Origin of the sequence: Rhizobium sp. GCM10022189, assembly GCF_042656325.1 — a bacterium.
GTDB lineage: Bacteria > Pseudomonadota > Alphaproteobacteria > Rhizobiales > Rhizobiaceae > Rhizobium.
The window spans coordinates 370569-389032 of the sequence record NZ_JBHSOR010000046.1; the positions used below are offsets into that span (position 1 = coordinate 370569).

Annotated in this window: 16 protein-coding genes; 12 read left to right on the plus strand and 4 right to left on the minus strand. The window is 63.8% G+C overall.

The window, feature by feature from the left end:
* Window positions 1–3: 3 nt before the first annotated feature.
* The 3 genes from ACFPWW_RS19945 to ACFPWW_RS19955 all read right to left on the minus strand — a co-directional run bounded on the left by ACFPWW_RS19945 (window position 4) and on the right by ACFPWW_RS19955 (window position 3835).
* Complete coding sequence (locus ACFPWW_RS19945; protein WP_377313030.1) at window positions 4–1614, minus strand: carboxyl transferase domain-containing protein; 1611 nt, start codon at window positions 1612–1614, stop codon at window positions 4–6.
* Window positions 1611–2756, minus strand: coding sequence for an isovaleryl-CoA dehydrogenase (locus ACFPWW_RS19950; protein WP_112703077.1), 1146 nt, complete (start codon window positions 2754–2756; stop codon window positions 1611–1613). Before ACFPWW_RS19950 ends, ACFPWW_RS19945 begins: the two co-directional genes overlap by 4 nt.
* 65 nt (window positions 2757–2821) lie before the next feature.
* Window positions 2822–3835, minus strand: coding sequence for an AraC family transcriptional regulator (locus tag ACFPWW_RS19955; RefSeq protein ID WP_113499757.1), 1014 nt, complete (start codon window positions 3833–3835; stop codon window positions 2822–2824).
* A gap of 136 nt (window positions 3836–3971) precedes the next feature.
* Here ACFPWW_RS19955 and ACFPWW_RS19960 point away from each other — a divergent pair, with 136 nt between their 5' ends.
* Genes ACFPWW_RS19960 through lpdA form a run of 7 tightly spaced genes read left to right on the plus strand, consistent with a single transcriptional unit; the run spans window position 3972 to window position 12047 of the window.
* The gene (locus ACFPWW_RS19960) at window positions 3972–4739 is read left to right on the plus strand and encodes a 3-hydroxyacyl-CoA dehydrogenase (RefSeq protein WP_112756303.1); all 768 of its coding nucleotides are present in this window, start codon (window positions 3972–3974) and stop codon (window positions 4737–4739) included.
* Window positions 4740–4762: 23 nt separating this feature from the next.
* Window positions 4763–5950: an acetyl-CoA C-acyltransferase gene (locus ACFPWW_RS19965; RefSeq protein WP_112756301.1), complete on the plus strand. Its 1188-nt coding sequence runs from the start codon at window positions 4763–4765 to the stop codon at window positions 5948–5950.
* Window positions 5951–5965: 15 nt separating this feature from the next.
* The gene (locus tag ACFPWW_RS19970) at window positions 5966–7093 is read left to right on the plus strand and encodes an acyl-CoA dehydrogenase family protein (RefSeq protein ID WP_112703081.1); all 1128 of its coding nucleotides are present in this window, start codon (window positions 5966–5968) and stop codon (window positions 7091–7093) included.
* A 60-nt stretch (window positions 7094–7153) separates the two neighbouring features.
* On the plus strand, window positions 7154–8386 hold the full coding sequence (locus tag ACFPWW_RS19975) for a thiamine pyrophosphate-dependent enzyme (RefSeq protein ID WP_377313031.1): 1233 nt from the start codon (window positions 7154–7156) through the stop codon (window positions 8384–8386).
* Window position 8387: 1 nt separating this feature from the next.
* Window positions 8388–9401 (plus strand): alpha-ketoacid dehydrogenase subunit beta, encoded by a 1014-nt coding sequence (locus tag ACFPWW_RS19980; protein ID WP_112703083.1) that lies wholly within the window; start codon window positions 8388–8390, stop codon window positions 9399–9401.
* Between the two features lie 3 nt (window positions 9402–9404).
* Window positions 9405–10646 (plus strand): dihydrolipoamide acetyltransferase family protein, encoded by a 1242-nt coding sequence (locus tag ACFPWW_RS19985; RefSeq protein ID WP_377313032.1) that lies wholly within the window; start codon window positions 9405–9407, stop codon window positions 10644–10646.
* Window positions 10647–10649: 3 nt separating this feature from the next.
* Window positions 10650–12047 carry a dihydrolipoyl dehydrogenase gene (gene lpdA / locus ACFPWW_RS19990; RefSeq protein ID WP_377313033.1) on the plus strand — a complete coding sequence of 466 codons (1398 nt, stop codon included), beginning with the start codon at window positions 10650–10652 and terminating at the stop codon, window positions 12045–12047.
* Window positions 12048–12053: 6 nt separating this feature from the next.
* Here lpdA and ACFPWW_RS19995 read toward each other — a convergent pair whose 3' ends face one another.
* Window positions 12054–13121, minus strand: a complete 1068-nt coding sequence (locus ACFPWW_RS19995; RefSeq protein WP_162712679.1) for a LacI family DNA-binding transcriptional regulator — start codon at window positions 13119–13121, stop codon at window positions 12054–12056.
* Window positions 13122–13465: 344 nt separating this feature from the next.
* Between ACFPWW_RS19995 and ACFPWW_RS20000 the strand changes: the two genes are divergently transcribed.
* The 5 genes from ACFPWW_RS20000 to ACFPWW_RS20020 form a co-directional block, all read left to right on the plus strand.
* On the plus strand, window positions 13466–14572 hold the full coding sequence (locus tag ACFPWW_RS20000) for a mandelate racemase/muconate lactonizing enzyme family protein (RefSeq protein WP_162718933.1): 1107 nt from the start codon (window positions 13466–13468) through the stop codon (window positions 14570–14572).
* Window positions 14573–14599: 27 nt separating this feature from the next.
* On the plus strand, window positions 14600–16198 hold the full coding sequence (locus ACFPWW_RS20005; RefSeq protein WP_162702940.1) for an ABC transporter substrate-binding protein: 1599 nt from the start codon (window positions 14600–14602) through the stop codon (window positions 16196–16198).
* A gap of 32 nt (window positions 16199–16230) precedes the next feature.
* Complete coding sequence (locus tag ACFPWW_RS20010) at window positions 16231–17166, plus strand: ABC transporter permease (protein WP_112571336.1); 936 nt, start codon at window positions 16231–16233, stop codon at window positions 17164–17166.
* Window positions 17166–18074, plus strand: a complete 909-nt coding sequence (locus ACFPWW_RS20015; protein WP_377313034.1) for an ABC transporter permease — start codon at window positions 17166–17168, stop codon at window positions 18072–18074. Before ACFPWW_RS20010 ends, ACFPWW_RS20015 begins: the two co-directional genes overlap by 1 nt.
* Window positions 18071–18464: ATP-binding cassette domain-containing protein (locus ACFPWW_RS20020; RefSeq protein ID WP_377313035.1), on the plus strand; the 394-nt coding region annotated here is incomplete at its 3' end. The genes ACFPWW_RS20015 and ACFPWW_RS20020, both read left to right, overlap by 4 nt.

Here is an 18464-nt window from a genome sequence, read left to right on the forward strand (position 1 = left end):
ACCTCACATCCGGAAGAGACCGAAGCGGGTCCCGCGAGGGATCGGCGCATTCAGGCAGGCAGAAAAGGCAAGGCCCAGGACGTCGCGCGTCTGGCGCGGATCGATGATGCCGTCGTCCCAAAGGCGGGCGGTGGCATAGTAGGGATTGCCCTCGGCCTCGTAGCCGGCGCGGATCGGCCCCTTGAAGGCCTCCTCGTCCTCTGCCGACCATGTCTCGCCGCGCGCTTCCATGGCATCACGGCGGATCGTGGCAAGCACGGAAGCCGCCTGTTCGCCGCCCATGACGCTGATGCGGCTGTTCGGCCAGGTGAAGAGGAAGCGGGGACGGTAGGCGCGGCCGCACATGCCATAATTGCCAGCGCCGAAACTGCCGCCGATGATGACCGTGACTTTCGGCACGCTGGCGGTCGCAACCGCAGTCACCAGCTTCGCCCCGTCCTTGGCGATGCCGCTGGCCTCATAACGCCCGCCGACCATGAAACCCGATATATTCTGCAGGAACAGCAGCGGCACGCGGCGCTGGCAGGCAAGCTCGATGAAATGCGCGCCTTTCAGGGCGCTCTCGGAAAACAGCACGCCGTTGTTGGCGACGATGGCGACCGGCATGCCCCAGATTCGGGCAAAGCCGCAGACCAGCGTCGTGCCGTAAAGAGGCTTGAACTCGTGCAGTTCGGACCCGTCGACGATGCGGCCGATGACCTCGCGAACGTCATAGGGCGAGCGCACATCCTCGGGGATGATGCCGTTGAGATCTTCCGGATCGAGCTTCGGCGGGCGCGGCGGCTGGATGTCGATATCGAGTGATTTCACGCTGTTGAGGCTGGCGACGATATCGCGCACGAGAAGCAGCGCGTGCTCGTCATTTTCGGCGACGTGATCGACGACACCCGAACGGCGGCCATGGGTTTCGGCGCCGCCGAGCTCTTCGGCCGAAATGATCTCTCCGGTCGCAGCCTTCACCAGCGGCGGGCCGGCCAGGAAGATGGTGCCCTGATTGCGCACGATGACCGTCTCGTCGGACATGGCGGGCACGTAGGCGCCGCCTGCCGTGCAGCTTCCCATGACGCAGGCGATCTGCGGAATGCCTTCGGCCGACATTTGCGCCTGATTGTAGAAGATCGCCCCGAAATGATCGCGGTCGGGAAAGACCTCGGCCTGATGCGGAAGATTGGCGCCGCCGCTATCGACCAGATACAGGCAGGGCAACCTGTTCTGCATGGCGATTTCCTGCGCCCGCAGATGTTTCTTCACGGTCATCGGAAAATAGGCGCCGCCTTTTACCGTCGCATCGTTGGCGACGATCATGACCTCGCGGCCGCGAACGCGGCCGATGCCGGTGATGATCCCTGCCCCGGGCGCCTCGTTGCCGTACATGCCGTTCGCCGCCAGCGTGCCGATCTCCAGGAAGGGGCTCCCCGCGTCGAGCAGGAGCTGGATGCGGTCGCGCGGCAGCAGTTTGCCCTTTCCGGTGTGGCGGTCGCGTGCCGATGGCGAACCGCCTTCGCGGATCTTTGCCGAGCGGTCGTAGAGCTCGTCGATCAGTGCCTTGTTCTTGCTGCTATTGGCCTTGAAGGTCTCGCTGTCGCGATCGATGTCAGAGGAAATCACCGTCATGACGCGATGAGCTCCCGGCCGATCAGATAGCGGCGGATTTCGTTGGTGCCGGCCCCGATATCGTAGAGCTTGGCATCGCGCAGGAAGCGCTCGACCGGCCATTCCTTGGTATATCCGGCACCGCCGAGCGCCTGGATGGCCTCCAGCGACACTTTCACGGCATTCTCGCTGGCAAAGAGGATTGCCGCCGCCGCATCCGAGCGGGTCGTGCGGCCGGCATCGCAGGCACGCGCTACCGAATAGACATAGGCGCGCGACGCATTCAGCGCGACATACATGTCTGCGATCTTGCCCTGCATCAGCTGGAAGTCGCCGATGGCCCTGCCGAACTGCTTGCGCTCCCGCACATAGGGCAGCACCACGTCCAGGCAGGCCTGCATGATGCCGAGCGGCCCGGCGGCAAGCACGGCGCGCTCATAGTCGAGCCCCGACATCAGGATCTTCACGCCGTCGCCTTCGCGCCCCATCAGCGCCTCCGCCGGCACCTCGCAATCCTGAAAAACGAGTTCGGCCGTATCGCTGCCGCGCATGCCGAGCTTTGAGAGCTTCTTGGAAACGCTGAAGCCGGGCATGCCTTTCTCGATGATGAAGGCCGAAATACCCTTCGGCCCGGCGGCCGGGTCGGTCTTGGCATAGACGACGAGCACGTCGGCATGCGGCGCATTGGTGATCCAGAATTTCGTGCCGTTGAGAATGAAGCGATCGCCCTTGCGCTCGGCCCTCAGCCGCATGGAAACGACATCCGAGCCCGAACCGGCTTCGGACATGGCAAGCGAACCGACATGCTCGCCGGAAATCAGCTTCGGCAGATAGCGATGCTTCTGTTCCGCCGTCGCCCAGCGGCGGATCTGGTTGACGCAGAGATTGGAATGGGCGCCGTAACTCAGGCCCACGGATGCAGAGGCACGCGAAACCTCTTCCATGGCGACGACATGGTCGAGATAACCGAGACCCGTCCCGCCGAACTCCTCTTCGACGGTGATGCCGTGCAGGCCGAGCGCACCCATCTGCGGCCAGAGCTGGCGTGGAAACGTGTTGCTTTCGTCGATCTCCGTTGCGATCGGAGCAATATTGTCGGCGGCAAATCGCGCCGTCGCCTCGCGGATCGCGTCCGCGGTTTCGCCGAGCGAAAAATCAAACATGGCATTCCTCCCGCCAAAATATGTAGCGCGGGTTGCGGCCGGTTCAAAGCTCCCTTGATCGAAGTCTATTCCCAGCGGGGCGATTTTGCCTCGTCGCGCCTATAGGCCTCGGGACTTTTGCCCATCCATTTCTTGAACGCACGAAAGAAGGCGCTGGGCTCGGAATAGCCGAGCTGCACGGCAATTTCGCCGATAGTCTTCTGCGTATTCATCAGCATGTCGATGGCAAGGTCGCGGCGGATATCGTCCTTGATGCCGGCATAGCTCTGACCCTCGTCGTGCAGGCGATGGCGCAAGGTCGAGGAGGGGATGCGCATATCCCTGGCGAGCGTCTGGAAGCTCGTCCAGGCTGCGGGAGAGCTTTGGGAGAGGCGGCGGCGCAGGGCGGCGGCGATGCCGGCATCGTAGCGGTAGCGCACGAGGATATTGGCAGGGGCGCCGCGCAGGAACTGCTTGAGGGACTGTTCGCTGCGTGAAATCGGCAGGTCGAGCATGGCGCTGTCGAAACCGAGCCGGCTGATCGGCTGCGAGAAACGCACCGGCGCGCCGAAGAAGAGACGGTAGTCGGCGCCCTGGCCGGGTTCCGCACAGCGGAAATCGACGAGACGGATCGGGATGCGCCGGCCGACCAGCCAGCAGATGATGCCGTGCAGGATGATCCAGTAGGTGCGGTAGGCAAAGGCGGAACGCGGCTCGCCGGCATCGCGAAGCTCGACCTGTGCCAGGCCGTCGCGGACAAGCAGTGTGCCGCGCGGATCGTCCAGCACGACATCGAGGAAACGCAAGGCGCGCCTGAGCGCGTGGCCGAGTGTCGGTGCGTGCAGAACGCAATGGCAGAGCAAGGTGAAGCTGCCGCTGCGCATCGGCCGACCGCCCATGCCGAAGAACTCGTCGTCCAGCTCGGCGGCGATTGCCAGCCAGAGCGCGCCATAGGTCTCGGCCGACACCGGCTGATCGATCTTTGACGGCAGGCCGAGCTTGGCCAGGAGCGGTGCCGTCGGCCTTCCCAGCCGTCGCAGGCTGTCGAGGGCTTCCTCGACGAAGCCGGGGGCAATCATGCGTCGCTCGATCTCAGCCATCGCCGCTCCGCTATCTATGGCAAAACTGGCCGCAATAATGGGGCAGTTCTGTCATCGCTTGCAATAGGGTGAGGGACTAGAATCGTGTCTCAGGCGGGCTCTGGAGGAGTGTCTGCCGGGCAGGGAGGAGCGTTCCGTGCAGATCCGCGGCGCAAATTTCATCGTTACCGGCGGCGGCTCCGGGCTTGGAGCCGCAACGGCGCGCATGCTCGTCGAAGCAGGCGGCTGCGTGACGATTGCCGATCTCAATCCCGATGCCGGCGCGGCGATCGCCGGCGAACTCGGGCAGGGGGCACGTTTCGTCAAGGCCGATGTGACCGATGAAAAAGACGGCGCGGCCGTCATTGCCACGGCCGTCGACGCCTTCGGCCCGCTTCGCGGGCTTATCAATTGCGCCGGCGTTGCGCCTGCGGAGAAAGTACTCGGTCGCGAAGGGCCGCACCGGCTGGAGAGCTTTGCCCGGACGATCGCCATCAATCTCATCGGCACGTTCAACATGACCCGGCTTGCCGCCGCCGCCATCCAGACGGCGGAGCCGGATGCGGAAGGCGAGCGCGGCGTAATCGTCAATACGTCTTCTGCCGCCGCCTTCGACGGCCAGATCGGTCAGGCCGCCTATGCCGCCTCCAAGGGTGGGGTTGCAGCGATGACGCTGCCGATTGCCCGCGAGCTTGCGCGCCACGGCATCCGCACCGTCTCGATCGCGCCCGGCATCTTCGAAACGCCGATGATGGCAGCTATGCCGGCGGAAGTGCGCGAGGCGCTCGGCAGGAGCGTGCCTTTCCCGCCGCGCCTTGGACACCCGGCCGAGTTTGCCGCGCTGGTGCGCCACATCCTGGAAAACAACATGCTGAATGGCGAGGTCATCCGCCTCGACGGCGCGTTGCGCATGGGCGCGCGCTGAGCGCCTCGCCCGAAGGAGGAAACATGACCTTGCAGGATCCTATCGTCATCGTCGGCGCGGCCCGCACGCCGATCGGCAGCTTTCAGGGTGAACTCAGGGATGCGGCCGCCCCGGAACTGGGCGCCGTGGCAATCCGCGCAGCGCTTTTGCGCAGCGGCGTTGCGGCCGATGCGATCGATGAGGTCGTTTTCGGCTGCGTATTGCCGGCTGGCCAGGGGCAGGCGCCGGCCCGTCAGGCGGCGATCCATGCCGGCCTGCCCTTTGCGACGGGCGCCAGCACGGTCAACAAGATGTGCGGCTCCGGCATGAAAGCGGTCATGATGGCCCATGACCTGATCGCGGCCGGCAGCGGCTCGATCGCGGTCGCCGGCGGCATGGAAAGCATGACCAATGCGCCCTATCTCCTTGATCGTGCCCGTGCGGGTTACAGGCTCGGCCATGGGCGGGTCGTGGACCATATGTTCCTCGACGGGCTGGAGGATGCGTATGACAAGGGGCGCTTGATGGGCAGCTTCGCGGAGGATTGCGCCGAAGCCTATCAGTTCACGCGCGAGGCGCAGGACGCCTATGCCGTGACCTCGCTGACGCGGGCGCAGAAGGCGATTGCCGAGGGCTGTTTCGAGAAGGAAATCGTGCCCGTCACGATAAAATCCGGCAGGGCCGAACTGGTGGCAAGCCGCGACGAGCAGCCGGGTAAGGTAAAACCTGACAAGATCCCGACACTGAAGCCCGCTTTCCGCGACGGCGGTACGGTGACGGCGGCAAATTCCAGTTCGATTTCCGATGGTGCGGCCGCCCTTATCCTCATGCGCCGCTCGCAGGCGGAACGCCGTGGCCTCAAGCCGCTCGCCACCATCCTCGGCCATGCCACGCATTCGCAGGCGCCCAATCTCTTCGCCACGGCGCCGATCGGTGCTTTGCAGAAGCTTTCGGACCGGACCGGCCTGCCGCTCTCCGATGTCGATCTCTTCGAAATCAACGAGGCCTTCGCCGTCGTTGCCATGGCGGCCATGCGCGACCTCGACCTGCCGCATGACAAGGTGAACGTGCATGGCGGCGCCTGTGCGCTCGGCCATCCGATCGGCGCGTCCGGTGCCCGTATTCTGGTGACGCTTCTGTCGGCGCTCGACCGTTACGACCTGAAGCGCGGCATGGCGGCACTCTGTATCGGCGGCGGCGAGGCAACCGCCGTTGCCATCGAGCGGCATTAGGGGAGGGCAAGGCCCATGATCCTTTCCGAACTTCAGCAGCAGATCCGCGATCTCGCCCGCGACTTCGCCCGCGAAAGGCTCGCGCCTGGCGCGGCAAAACGCGACCGGGACTCTCTCTTCCCCCGTGAGGAATTGCGGGAGATGGGCGAACTCGGGCTGCTCGGCATGCTGGTGCCGGAGGCCTATGGCGGATCGGATACCGGTGTCATTGCCTATGCCGCGGCCCTTGAGGAGATCGCTGCCGGCGACGGTCCCTGCTCCACCATCATGAGCGTGCACAGTTCGGTCGGCTGCGTGCCCATCCTGAAATTCGGCAATGAAGAGCAGCGCCAGCGCTTTCTGCCGAAGCTTGCAAGCGGCGAATGGATCGGCGGTTTTGCGCTGACGGAGCCGCAGGCGGGCTCCGACGCCTCGAACCTGAAGACGCGGGCGCGGCGCGACGGAGATCATTATGTGCTCGACGGCGCCAAGCAGTTCATCACCTCCGGCAAGAACGGCCAGGTCATTATCGTCTTTGCCGTCACCGATCCCGATGCCGGCAAGAAAGGGATCACGGCTTTCATCGTGCCGACCGATACGCCGGGCTATGAGGTGATCCGGGTCGAGGAAAAGCTCGGCCTGCATTCCTCCGACACCTGCCAGATCGCCTTCAACAATATGCGCATTCCCGCTGAGTTCCGCCTCGGCGGGGAGGGGGAGGGCTATCGTATCGCGCTTGCCAATCTCGAAGGTGGGCGGATCGGCATCGCCGCACAGGCCGTCGGCATGGCGAAAGCAGCCTTCGAGGCGGCTCGCGATTATGCCCGGGAACGGAGCGCCTTCGGCAAGCTGATTGTCGAGCACCAGGCGGTCGCTTTCCGGCTCGCCGATATGGCGACGCGGATAGAGGCGGCGCGCCAGCTGGTGTTCCACGCGGCCTCGCTGCGAGAGGCGGGATTGCCCTGCCTGTCGGAGGCCTCGATGGCCAAGCTGTTCGCTTCCGAAATGGCCGAACGCGTCTGCTCCGACGCGATCCAGATCCATGGCGGTTACGGCTACATGGCCGACTATCCGGTGGAGCGCATCTATCGCGATGTGCGCATCTGTCAGATCTATGAGGGAACGAGCGACGTGCAGCGCATGGTGATAGCCCGCAACCTGTAACAAGTGGGTCCTGCTTCTGGAGGAGAGGAGCGGGGCCGATAATGGGAGGAAAAAGACCATATGGTGGAATCTGCTCGTTTGAGCCTGCACGTTCCCGAACCCGCCGTCCGTCCGGGCGGCCATCCCGATTTCTCCAACGTCAAGATCGCCAAGGCCGGATCGGTGCCGCGCCCGGAAGTGGATGTCGCGTCCGAGGACATTCGCGAGCTCGCCTATTCGATCATCCGCGTGTTGAACCGGGAGGGTGAGGCCGTCGGCCCGTGGGCCGGATCGCTGACCGACGAGGAACTGCTGGTCGGGCTTCGCAACATGATGAAGCTGCGCGCCTTCGATGCCCGCATGCTGATGGCGCAGCGGCAGGGCAAGACCTCCTTCTACATGCAGCATCTCGGCGAAGAGGCGGTCAGCTGCGCCTTCCGCAAGGCGCTGCGCAAGGGCGACATGAATTTTCCGACCTATCGCCAGGCTGGCCTGCTCATCGCCGACGACTATCCGATGGTCGAGATGATGAACCAGATCTACTCGAACGAGAGCGATCCGCTGCGCGGGCGCCAACTCCCCATCATGTATTCGTCCAAGGAGCATGGCTTCTTCACAATCTCGGGCAATCTCGCCACGCAATATGTGCAGGCGGTCGGCTGGGCCATGGCCTCCGCGATCAAGAACGACAGCCGCATCGCCGCCGCCTGGATCGGCGACGGCTCGACGGCGGAATCGGATTTCCATTCGGCGCTGGTCTTTGCTTCCACCTACAAGGCGCCCGTCATCCTCAATATCGTCAACAATCAGTGGGCAATCTCCACCTTCCAGGGCATTGCCCGTGGCGGTTCCGGCACGTTTGCCGCTCGCGGCCTCGGTTTCGGCATTCCGGCGCTGCGCGTCGATGGCAACGACTATCTCGCCGTCCACGCCGTTGCCCGCTGGGCGGCGGAAAGGGCACGGCGCAATCTCGGCCCGACGCTGATCGAATATGTCACCTACCGCGTCGGCGCTCATTCCACCTCGGACGATCCGAGCGCCTATCGGCCGAAGACGGAATCGGAAGCCTGGCCGCTCGGCGATCCTGTCCTGCGATTGAAGAAACACCTGATCGTCAGGGGCGTCTGGTCGGAAGAGCGCCATGCCCAGGCCGAGGCCGAGATCATGGACGAGGTGATCGAGGCCCAACGCCAGGCCGAACAGCACGGCACGCTGCATGACGGCGGCAAGCCCTCGGTGCGCGATATTTTCGAGGGCGTCTATGCCGAAATGCCGCCGCACATCCGTCGCCAGCGACAGAAGGCGGGGTACTGACATGGCCCGGATGACGATGATCGAGGCCGTGCGCAGCGCCATGGACGTCTCGATGGCGCGCGACGACAATGTCGTGGTCTTCGGTGAGGACGTCGGTTATTTCGGCGGCGTTTTCCGCTGCACCCAGGGCCTGCAGGCAAAATACGGCACGACGCGCTGTTTCGACACGCCGATCAGCGAATCCGGCATTGTCGGCACGGCGATCGGAATGGCCGCCTATGGGCTGAAGCCCTGCGTCGAAATCCAGTTCGCCGATTATATGTATCCGGCTTACGATCAGCTGACGCAGGAGGCGGCCCGCATCCGCTATCGCTCCAACGGCGATTTCACCTGCCCGATCGTCGTGCGCATGCCGACCGGCGGCGGCATTTTCGGCGGCCAGACGCACAGCCAGAGCCCGGAGGCGCTGTTTACCCATGTCTGCGGCCTGAAAGTGGTGGTGCCCTCCAACCCCTATGACGCCAAGGGCCTGCTGATTGCGGCGATCGAGGATCCCGATCCGGTCATGTTCCTGGAGCCGAAGCGGCTCTATAACGGACCCTTCGACGGCCATCACGAGCGGCCGGTGACGCCCTGGTCGAAACACGACCTCGGCGAGGTGCCGGAAGGACATTATACGATCCCGATCGGCAGGGCGGAGGTACGGCGTGCGGGCTCGGCTGTGACGGTGGTCGCCTACGGCACGATGGTGCATGTGGCGCTCGCCGCCGCCGAGGATGCCGGCATCGATGCCGAGGTGATCGATCTCAGGAGCCTCCTGCCGCTCGACCTCGACACGATCGTCAGATCCGTGGCCAAGACCGGGCGCTGCGTCGTCGTGCACGAAGCGACCTTGACCTCGGGCTTCGGCGCCGAGATCGTGTCGCTGGTGCAGGAACATTGCTTCTATCAGCTCGAAGCCCCGATCGTGCGCGTCGCCGGCTGGGACACGCCCTATCCGCATGCGCAGGAATGGGATTATTTCCCCGGACCCGGCCGCGTCGGACGTGCGCTTGCCGAAGTGATGGAGGCCTGAATCATGGGCGAATTCATCATCAAGATGCCGGATGTCGGCGAAGGCGTCGCGGAGGCCGAGCTTGTCGAATGGCATGTGAAGACGGGCGATCCCGTGCGCGAGGACATGGTCATCGCCGCGGTCATGACCGACAAGGCAACCGTCGAGATCCCGTCTCCCGTCAGCGGCACCGTGACCTGGCTTGCCGGTGAGGTCGGCGACCGCATCGCGGTCAAGGCGCCGCTGGTGAGGATCGAGACATCGGGGGAGGTGAGCGTGGCAGAGCCCGCAGCGGCTCCGCCGCCGCAACCGGTCGAGCCGGTGAAGGTGGACGCGCCCAAACCCGCGCCGAAGGCGCCCGCATCCGCACTGCCGCCCCGTCCCGCACCTGCCGAAAAGCCGCTTGCCGCCCCCTCCGTGCGGCTCTTTGCGCGCGAGAGCGGGGTGGATCTGCGGCAGGTGCAAGGCAGCGGGCCGGCCGGCCGCATCCTGCGCGAAGATATCGAGCAGTTCCTGACCCAGGGGGCGGCGGCCGCGCCGGCAAGGGCGGTTCTCGGCAGGAAGACGGCGACCGAGGAAATCAAGCTGACCGGTCTTCGCCGCCGGATTGCCGAAAAAATGGTGCTCTCCACCTCGCGTATTCCCCACATTACCTATGTGGAGGAGGTGGATATGACCGCGCTCGAGGAGCTGCGCGCCACCATGAATGCCGACCGCAAGGCCGAGCATCCCAAGCTGACGGTGCTGCCCTTTCTGATGCGGGCTCTGGTCAAGGCGATTTCCGAACAGCCCGAGGTCAATGCCACCTTTGATGACGACGCCGGCATCATCACGCGCCACAGCGCCGTGCATATCGGCATTGCCACGCAGACGCCGGCGGGCCTGACCGTACCCGTCGTGCGTCATGCCGAGGCGCGCGGCATCTTCGATTGCGCCGTCGAGATGAACCGGCTGGCGGATGCGGCGCGTTCCGGCACGGCGACGCGAGATGAACTCTCCGGTTCGACCATCACGATCAGCTCGCTCGGCGCGCTCGGCGGCATCGTTTCCAGGCCTGTCATCAATCACCCGGAAGTGGCGATCATCGGCGTCAACAAGATCGCGACACGGCCGGTCTGGGACGGCACGCAATTCGTGCCGCGCAAGATGATGAACCTGTCCTCCAGCTTCGACCACCGCATCATCGACGGCTGGGACGCGGCGACCTTCGTGCAGCGCATCCGCACGCTGCTCGAAACGCCGGCGCTCATTTTCATCGAAGGCTGAGTCATGAAAGAGATTGTCTGCAAGCTCCTCGTCATCGGTGCCGGCCCAGGTGGTTATGTCTGCGCCATCCGTGCCGGCCAGCTCGGAATCGACACGGTCATCGTCGAGGCAGGCAAGCCGGGCGGCACGTGCCTGACCGTCGGCTGCATTCCCTCCAAGGCGCTCATCCATGCGGCGGAGGAATTCGATGCCGCACAGCGGATGCTGGCGGGCAGGAACCCGATGGGCATCCGTGTCGAAGGTGCCTCCATCGATCTTGCGCGAACGATCGCCTGGAAGGACGGCATTGTCGGGCGACTGACCGCCGGCGTCTCCGGCCTGCTGCAGAAGGCCCGCGTGAAGATCGTCCACGGCCGCGCGCATTTTCGCGACGGCAAGACTGTCGAGGTCGAGACGGAGACCGGCCAGCAGATCATTCGCGCCGAGACCGTCGTCATCGCCACCGGCTCCGATCCTGTCGAACTGCCGAACCTGCCCTTCGGCGGCCGCGTGATATCTTCGACCGAGGCGCTGTCGTTGGGCGAGCTGCCGAAAAATCTTGTCGTGGTCGGCGGCGGTTATATCGGCCTGGAGCTTGGGACGGCCTTCGCCAGGATGGGATCGCAGGTCACGGTGGTCGAGGCGACGCAGCAGGTCCTGCCGCAATATGACGCCGATCTCGTGCGGCCCGTCATGCGCAAGCTGACCGAGCGCGGCATCCGCGTGTTGACCGGTGCGAAGGCGATCGGCCTTTCCGGTTCCGGCGACGGCCTTGTCGTCGAAACGTCTGACGGCCGGCAGCAGACACTTGCCGCCGACCGTATTCTCGTCACTGTCGGACGCCGCCCGAGAACCACAGGCTCCGGTCTCGAGGAACTCGATCTCGACCGCGCCGGCCCCTTTCTGAGGATCGACGATCGCTGCCGCACCTCGATGCGCGGTATCTACGCCATCGGTGACGTCACCGGCGAGCCTATGCTGGCGCATCGGGCGATGGCGCAGGGGGAGATGGTGGCGGAGATCGTTGCCGGAAAGAAGCGAGCCTGGGACAAGCGCTGTATCCCGGCGATCTGCTTTACCGATCCGGAAATCGTCAGCGCCGGCCTGTCCCCGTCGGAAGCCCGCGCTCAGGGTTATGAGATCAGGACCGGCCAGTTTCCCTTCAGCGCCAACGGACGGGCGATGACCATGCTCTCGGAGGAGGGATTCGTGCGGGTCGTGGCGCGGGCCGACACCAATCTGGTGGTCGGCCTGCATGCGGTCGGGGCCGGAGTCTCGGAACTCTCCGCCGCTTTCGCGCTCGCCATCGAAATGGGCGCGCGGCTCGAAGATATCGCCGGCACGATCCATGCGCATCCGACACGCAGCGAGGCAATCATGGAAGCGGCGTTGAAAGCCCTGGGCAGCGCCCTTCACGTCTGAGCAGCGCTACGGTGCGTCAGGTTGCGCGCCGGTCGAGCGCCGTTCGATGAGCTCTCCCGAAAGGCGGATGGTTGTCGCGGCTCTGAGCAGCGCCGACGTATCGCCCTCGATCATTTCGACGACGACGCGCACGATCTCGTCGACCGGCTGGCGAAAGGTGGTGAGATTGTAATGCGGCCAGCCGGCCATCGGGATATCGTCGAAACCGGCAACGAGGATATCGTCGGGCACGCGGCAACCGGCCTCCTCCCTGAGCGCGTCGATGCCGCCGATTGCCAGGATGTCGTTGGCAAAGAAGATCGCGTCGGTGCTTTTCCTGGCGGCGATTTCAAGCGCGGCCCTGCGGCCGGCATTATAGCTGTATTCCCGCCCCTCGATCTGGGCGCTCAGCGTCATGCCGAGTTCGGCAATGCGCGTCACGAAACCGTTCTGGCGTTCGCGGTTGGTGGTCGTGTGGCTGAGACCGGCGACATAGGCGACCCTGCGGGCGCCCTGCCTGTGGAAATGATCGGCGATGGCGCGCGCGCCCTCGACATTGTTGCAGGCGACGCAGCTGAGGTTCGTGTCTTCGATTACGCGGTTGATCAGGATGGCCGGCCTGCCTTCCGTCGCCCAGCTCAGCGTGCTGCCCGACAGGATTGTCGCTGAGATCACGATGACCGCATCCACATTGTAACGTCGCAGCGCCGAAAGCTGCTCCTCGAGATTGGACCCCTTCGTGATGTTGAAGAGAAGGCTCTGCAGGCCGATGCGCTGCAGCGAGCGGGAAAGTTTCTCGATCAGGCCCGGATAGAAGGGGTTTTGCATATCGGAGACGACGATGCCGATGATGTTTGTGCGGCTCTTCGAGAGCATGCTGGCGATTGCGTTCGGCTGATAGTCTACTTCCGCCGCATATTTCAGGATGCGTTCGCGCAGATCGGCCGCGATGCTGGCGCCGGGCGTGAAGGCGCGCGACACGGCCGACTGGCTCACTCCGAGCATGCGCGCCAGTTCGCGCGCCGTAATCGGCTTTCGGCTCAGTGCGTCGCCGGGCGGCTCCCCCTGCAAGGACGGCGATCCCTGTTTGCGCATCGTGCTTCCCCGTTGCCAATCTCTACCCTGCTCACCCTTTTTGCATTCGGATGCAACAATTTCAACTGCTTCCTGCGCTTGGCCGTCAATTCTTCTTTCGGCGGCTTTTCGTCCTGATGGTGGCGCGTGTTATATGCGCTGCAACATTCGGATGGCCGATAAAATAAGGAATTGTATGACATTCTTATATATGATGTCGGTGCGAAGTCATTTTTGCGGATTCTGACATAAAAGCTGTTCCAATTTCAATTCAATCACCGTGTTGCATACGGATGCAAATTGGAAGATGCTCCCTCCAACGACAATGCCGGCGCTTAAAACGTCCGTTCTTTGAGGGAATGCCAGTGGGTACGATCATCAAGTCCGTCGAAGCTTTTCAGGTGAAATGGGAGCCCAATGAGCCGCCGGGCCGCCGCACCGCTTTTGTGCGGGTGACGACCGAAGACGGCACTGTCGGCCACGGCGAGGCCTCGCCGATGATGGGCGGCGAGCATTCGCTCGGCGTCGTCAGGGATTTCGCCGCTTCGCTCGTCGGTGCCGATGCGCTCGACCAGGCGGTCATCTACGACCGGCTGCTGCATAAATATGTGAAGCTCGGCCCGGAAGGCGCCGTCACCGGCGCGCTTGCCGCGCTCGACATCGCCCTCTGGGACATCAAGGGCAAGCACTTCAACCAGCCGGTCTACAAGCTGCTCGGCGGCGCCTGGCGCACGGAGCTGCCCTTCTATGCTTCGGTCGGCAACAATGCCGGCCGCACCGTCGATGAAACGGTTCGTGTCGTCGAGCAGCGGTGGAAGGCCGAAAAGCCGGCCGCCATCAAGATCCGCTGGGATGGCGACCGCACCCGTCAGGACTATGATATTCCAGGCGATATCGCCAAGGCCAAGGCCGTGCGCAAGCTCGTGGGCGACGATTTCCCGCTCGCCTTCGATGCCAACAACCAATATTCCGTCGGCGGCGCCATCCGCGTCGGCCGCGCGCTCGAGGAACTCGGCTATATCTGGTTCGAGGAGCCGGTCCAGCACTATAACGTTCGCGCCATGGGCGAGGTTGCCCAGCGTCTCGACATCACGGTTTCGGCCGCCGAACAGTCCTACACGACCCAGGCCGTCGTCGACATGATCAATGCCGGCGTGCGCATGGTGCAGCCCGATATCGTCAAGATGGGCGGCATTACCGGCCTCATGCAGTGCGCCGCAATCTGCTTTGCCCACGGCGTCGAGCTCGTTCCGCACCAGACCCAGCCGATGATTGCGCATGTGGCGAACCTGCACGTGCTGGCCACGCTGATGCACAATACCAAACCCGCCGAATTCTCCGATCCGTCGACGCGCATGCATGTCGGCTTCGCCAATCCGCCGATCCCGGAAGACGGCAAGTTCAAGGTGCCGTCCGGCCCCGGTCTCGGCCTGATCGTCAACGATGCCGAGCTCGACAGACGGCGCAGCTGAATATTCTGACACATGGGAGGAAATGACATGAACCTGAGAAGACGCCAGTTTCTGGAACTGACTGCAGCCACCGCTGCAATGAGCATGCTTGGACCCGCTTTCGCGCGCGCTGCGAGCGATCCTGATACGATCCGCATCGGCATCGCAGCGAGCGGTCCGCGCAGCAGCGATCCGAACTACACGACGCAGGGCGGCGACAACTGGGCAACCGAGCAGATGTACGAACAGCTCGTGCGCCCGGATGACGGCACTTTCGCCACCACGCCCGACCAGTATCGTCCGACGCTCGCTACCGAGTGGTCGGCGTCCCCCGATGCCAAGACCTGGACCTTCAAGCTGCGCCAGGGCGTGCAGTTCCACAAGGGCTTCGGCGAAATGACGTCGGAAGACGTCGTCTTTTCCTTCAAGCGCGCCATGGCCGACGGCACCAACAAGCCGATCCTGTCGAATGTCGCCGATGTGGTCGCGAACGGCCCCTACGAGGTCGTCATCACGCTGAAGAATTCCGACGTGAACCTCCTGGGAACCACGATCTTCCTCAACAACACCTCGATCGTTTCCAAGAAGGCCTACGATCAGATCGGCGCGGACAAGTTCAAGACCGACGCTGTCGGCACCGGTCCTTACGAACTCACCCGTTTCGACAGCCAGTGGGGCACGGCGCTGAAGCGCCATGAAGGCTACTGGGGCGAGAAGGCGAAGGTCGCCAAGGTCGAGTCGGTCTATATTGCCGATACGACCGCCCGCACGCTCGCGCTGCTGTCGGGCGATGTCGATATGATCGAAGCCGTCCGCGCCCCGGGCTGGGTCGATTCCATGCTGCAGCGCGACTCCACGCTGCAATTCGACATGACGTCGCCGGGCTCGTTCAACACGCTGCATATCAACCTGAAGCGCAAGCCCTTCGACAATATCAAGGTGCGTCAGGCGATCATGTACGCCGTCGATCGTCATGCGGTCGGCAATGCGCTGAAGCCGATGGGCGGCTTTACGGCCGGCCTGCAGCCCGATTTCTTCCCCGGCGGCTTCAAGACCGAAGACCTGCCGCCGGAGCTTCAGTACAACTACGATCCCGACAAGGCCAAGGCGCTGCTGGCCGAAGCCGGCTTCCCCGATGGTTTCGACTTCGAAAGCAATATCAGCCAGCGTGAAGACTATGCGTCGATCATGCTGATCGTGCAGGAGCAACTGCGGGCCGTCGGCATGCGCATGAACCTGCATATCGGCGACCACACCGCCTATCACGCCGACAACCAGCACGACAAGAACACGCTGGCCCTGCATTCCTCGAGCTATCCGCCGATCCCGACCCAGCTCTATATCCAGCAGCTGTCGACGAAGGCGGAAGTCAAGCCGGACGGATCGGGCGGCATCAACTACAGTCACTACGGCGTCGCCATGCCCGGCATCGACGACCTGCTCGCCAAGGCGCTGCAGGCGACCGACTACAACGCCTATGTCGACTACTGCAAGCAGATCGAACTTCAGGTTCTGCGTGACCTGCCGCTGATCGGCATGTCCACGCTCTCCTTCACGGTCGCCCGCAATGCCCGCCTCGACCTCGGTTACAAGGTGCAGAGCGGTTACGCGCGCTGGCGTTTCCACCGCGCCACGAAGACAGCCTGATCGCAGATCGCGATGAATGCGAGTGAATGAACATGGCTAGATATTTTCTCCTCCGGCTGGCGGACGCCATTCCGACAATCTGGCTGGTGCTCACGCTCGTGTTCATCGCGATGCGAATCCTGCCGGGTGATCCGGCGATCGCGGCTCTGGGAGACATGGCTCTCCCGGAGCAGCTTGCAGCCTTCCGCCACAAGATGGGGCTCGATGTGTCGCTCTGGCAGCAATACATCAACTTCCTCGTCGGTGTGCTCAGCCTCGATTTCGGCCAGTCCTACATGAACGACGAGCCGGTGCTGAAGCTGATTGCCGCCAATCTGCCCTATACGATCGAACTCACTGTTGCGGCGATGATCATCGGTGTCGGCGCCGGTGTACCCTTCGGCGTGCTGGCCGCAACCCATCGTGACCGGCTGCCGGATTCCGGCATGCGCGTCTTTGCCCTGCTCGGTTACGCGATACCGGATTTCTATCTCGGTGCGCTGCTCCTGATCGGCTTCGCCCTGAACCTCGGCTGGTTCCCGATCAACGGCGGCGGCGAAGGTTTCATGGATCGCCTGTACCATATCGTGCTGCCGGCGCTGACGCTTGCGCTCGTCAAGGCCGCCTTCATCGGCCGGCTGTCGCGAACAGCCCTTCTGGAAACGCTCGGCAAGGATTATGTCCGCACCGCCCGCGCCAAGGGTGCCCGCGAACCACGCGTCATCTATCGCCACGGCCTGCGCAACGCGCTGCTGCCGCTGTCGACCGGCATGGGGCTCAGCCTGCTTGCCACGCTCTCGGGCTCGGTCGCCGTCGAGCTGGTCTTCAACCGGCCCGGTCTCGGACGCCTGCTGATCCAGGCAATCAACGAGCGTGACTACGGCGTGATCCAGGGCGGCGTCGTTGTCTTCGCGCTCCTCGTCCTTCTCATCAATCTGGTGATGGATCTCCTCTACATCGTCATCGATCCTCGCATCCGGGTGAAATAATGAGCATCGTCACTCAAACGCCGGCCCCTGCCTTGCAGGCATCCGAGCAGCCCTTGCTGGCACCCGCCCCCGGCCTGCTGTCGCTATTTTCCAGAACCCTTCTGCATCGGCCTTCGACGATCTTCGCACTGGCGATCGCGCTCGTGTTCTTTCTGGTCGCAGTGCTTGCACCATGGCTCGCGCCTTATGACCCTCTGGCCCAGAGCATCCTGTCGATCAACCAGGCGCCGTCGGCCGCCCATTGGCTCGGCACCGACCAGTTCGGGCGCGACGTTCTCTCGCGCATGATCCACGGTTCGCGCAATTCGCTGCTCTTCGGCCTGATCTCTCCGGCCCTCGCTGCGTTGCTCGGCACCGCGCTCGGCGTGACCGCCGGCTATTTCGGCGGGCTGATCGACCGTATCATCAGCCGCTTCATCGACCTGCTGCTCGCTTTCCCGGAACTGCTGCTTGCCATCATCATCGCAGCCGTGCTCGGCGGCGCCTTCTGGAACATCATCGCCGTCATCACCGTTGCCTTCGTTCCCGGATTCGCCCGTGTGGCCCGCGCCTCGACCCTGTCGGTCAAGCAGGAACCCTACGTGGAAGCCGCGATTGCCGTCGGCGTGCGCACGCCCGTCATCATCTTCCGGCACATCATCCCGAATATTGCCGCCCCCATCGTCGTGCTGATGACGTTGTGGGTCGCTTCAGCCATCCGTCTCGAAGCCTCGCTGAGTTTCCTCGGCATCGGCACGCGCGCGCCCAATCCGAGCTGGGGCAACATCATCCGCGATGGCCTCAACAACCTCTTCGGCTCACCCTGGCCGATCATCGCCGCCGGCTTCGCCATCACCTGCGTGGTTTTGTCCTTCAACCTGATCGGCGATGCGGTGCGAGATATGCTGGATCCGGAGACGAGCCAATGACGTCCAAAACACAGACACCGTTGCTCAAGGTCGAGGGCCTCGCCGTCGAATTCGGCCCGAAGGCTTCTCCGATCCGCGTCGTGAACGGCGTCTCCTTCGAAATCGAGGCGGGCGGTTCGGTCGGTATCGTCGGCGAATCCGGCTCGGGCAAGTCGATCACGTCGCTGGCGATCATGGGGCTCATCCCCAATCCGCCGGGCCGCATCGCCGAGGGGCGTATCGAGCTTGAAGGCGTCAACCTTCTCGATCTGCCGAAGACGAAACTGCCCGAGATCCGCGGCCGCGACATCGCGATGATCTTCCAGGAGCCGATGAGTTCGCTGAACCCGGTCATGACGATCGGCGACCAGATCGGCGAGGCGATCAAGCTGCATGAGAAGATGAGCCGCG

Bases quoted from the DNA above. Each gene is read 5' to 3' on its own strand.
- ACFPWW_RS20005 (WP_162702940.1), top strand. From the start codon at position 14,600: ATGAACCTGAGAAGACGCCAGTTTCTGGAACTGACTGCAGCCACCGCT.
- ACFPWW_RS19955 (WP_113499757.1), bottom strand. From the start codon at position 3,835: ATGGCTGAGATCGAGCGACGCATGATTGCCCCCGGCTTCGTCGAGGAA.
- ACFPWW_RS19995 (WP_162712679.1), bottom strand. From the start codon at position 13,121: ATGCGCAAACAGGGATCGCCGTCCTTGCAGGGGGAGCCGCCCGGCGAC.
- ACFPWW_RS20010 (WP_112571336.1), top strand. From the start codon at position 16,231: ATGGCTAGATATTTTCTCCTCCGGCTGGCGGACGCCATTCCGACAATC.
- ACFPWW_RS19970 (WP_112703081.1), top strand. From the start codon at position 5,966: ATGATCCTTTCCGAACTTCAGCAGCAGATCCGCGATCTCGCCCGCGAC.
- ACFPWW_RS19975 (WP_377313031.1), top strand. From the start codon at position 7,154: ATGGTGGAATCTGCTCGTTTGAGCCTGCACGTTCCCGAACCCGCCGTC.
- ACFPWW_RS19980 (WP_112703083.1), top strand. From the start codon at position 8,388: ATGGCCCGGATGACGATGATCGAGGCCGTGCGCAGCGCCATGGACGTC.
- ACFPWW_RS20015 (WP_377313034.1), top strand. From the start codon at position 17,166: ATGAGCATCGTCACTCAAACGCCGGCCCCTGCCTTGCAGGCATCCGAG.
- ACFPWW_RS19945 (WP_377313030.1), bottom strand. From the start codon at position 1,614: ATGACGGTGATTTCCTCTGACATCGATCGCGACAGCGAGACCTTCAAG.
- ACFPWW_RS19965 (WP_112756301.1), top strand. From the start codon at position 4,763: ATGACCTTGCAGGATCCTATCGTCATCGTCGGCGCGGCCCGCACGCCG.
- ACFPWW_RS19950 (WP_112703077.1), bottom strand. From the start codon at position 2,756: ATGTTTGATTTTTCGCTCGGCGAAACCGCGGACGCGATCCGCGAGGCG.
- lpdA (WP_377313033.1), top strand. From the start codon at position 10,650: ATGAAAGAGATTGTCTGCAAGCTCCTCGTCATCGGTGCCGGCCCAGGT.
- ACFPWW_RS19985 (WP_377313032.1), top strand. From the start codon at position 9,405: ATGGGCGAATTCATCATCAAGATGCCGGATGTCGGCGAAGGCGTCGCG.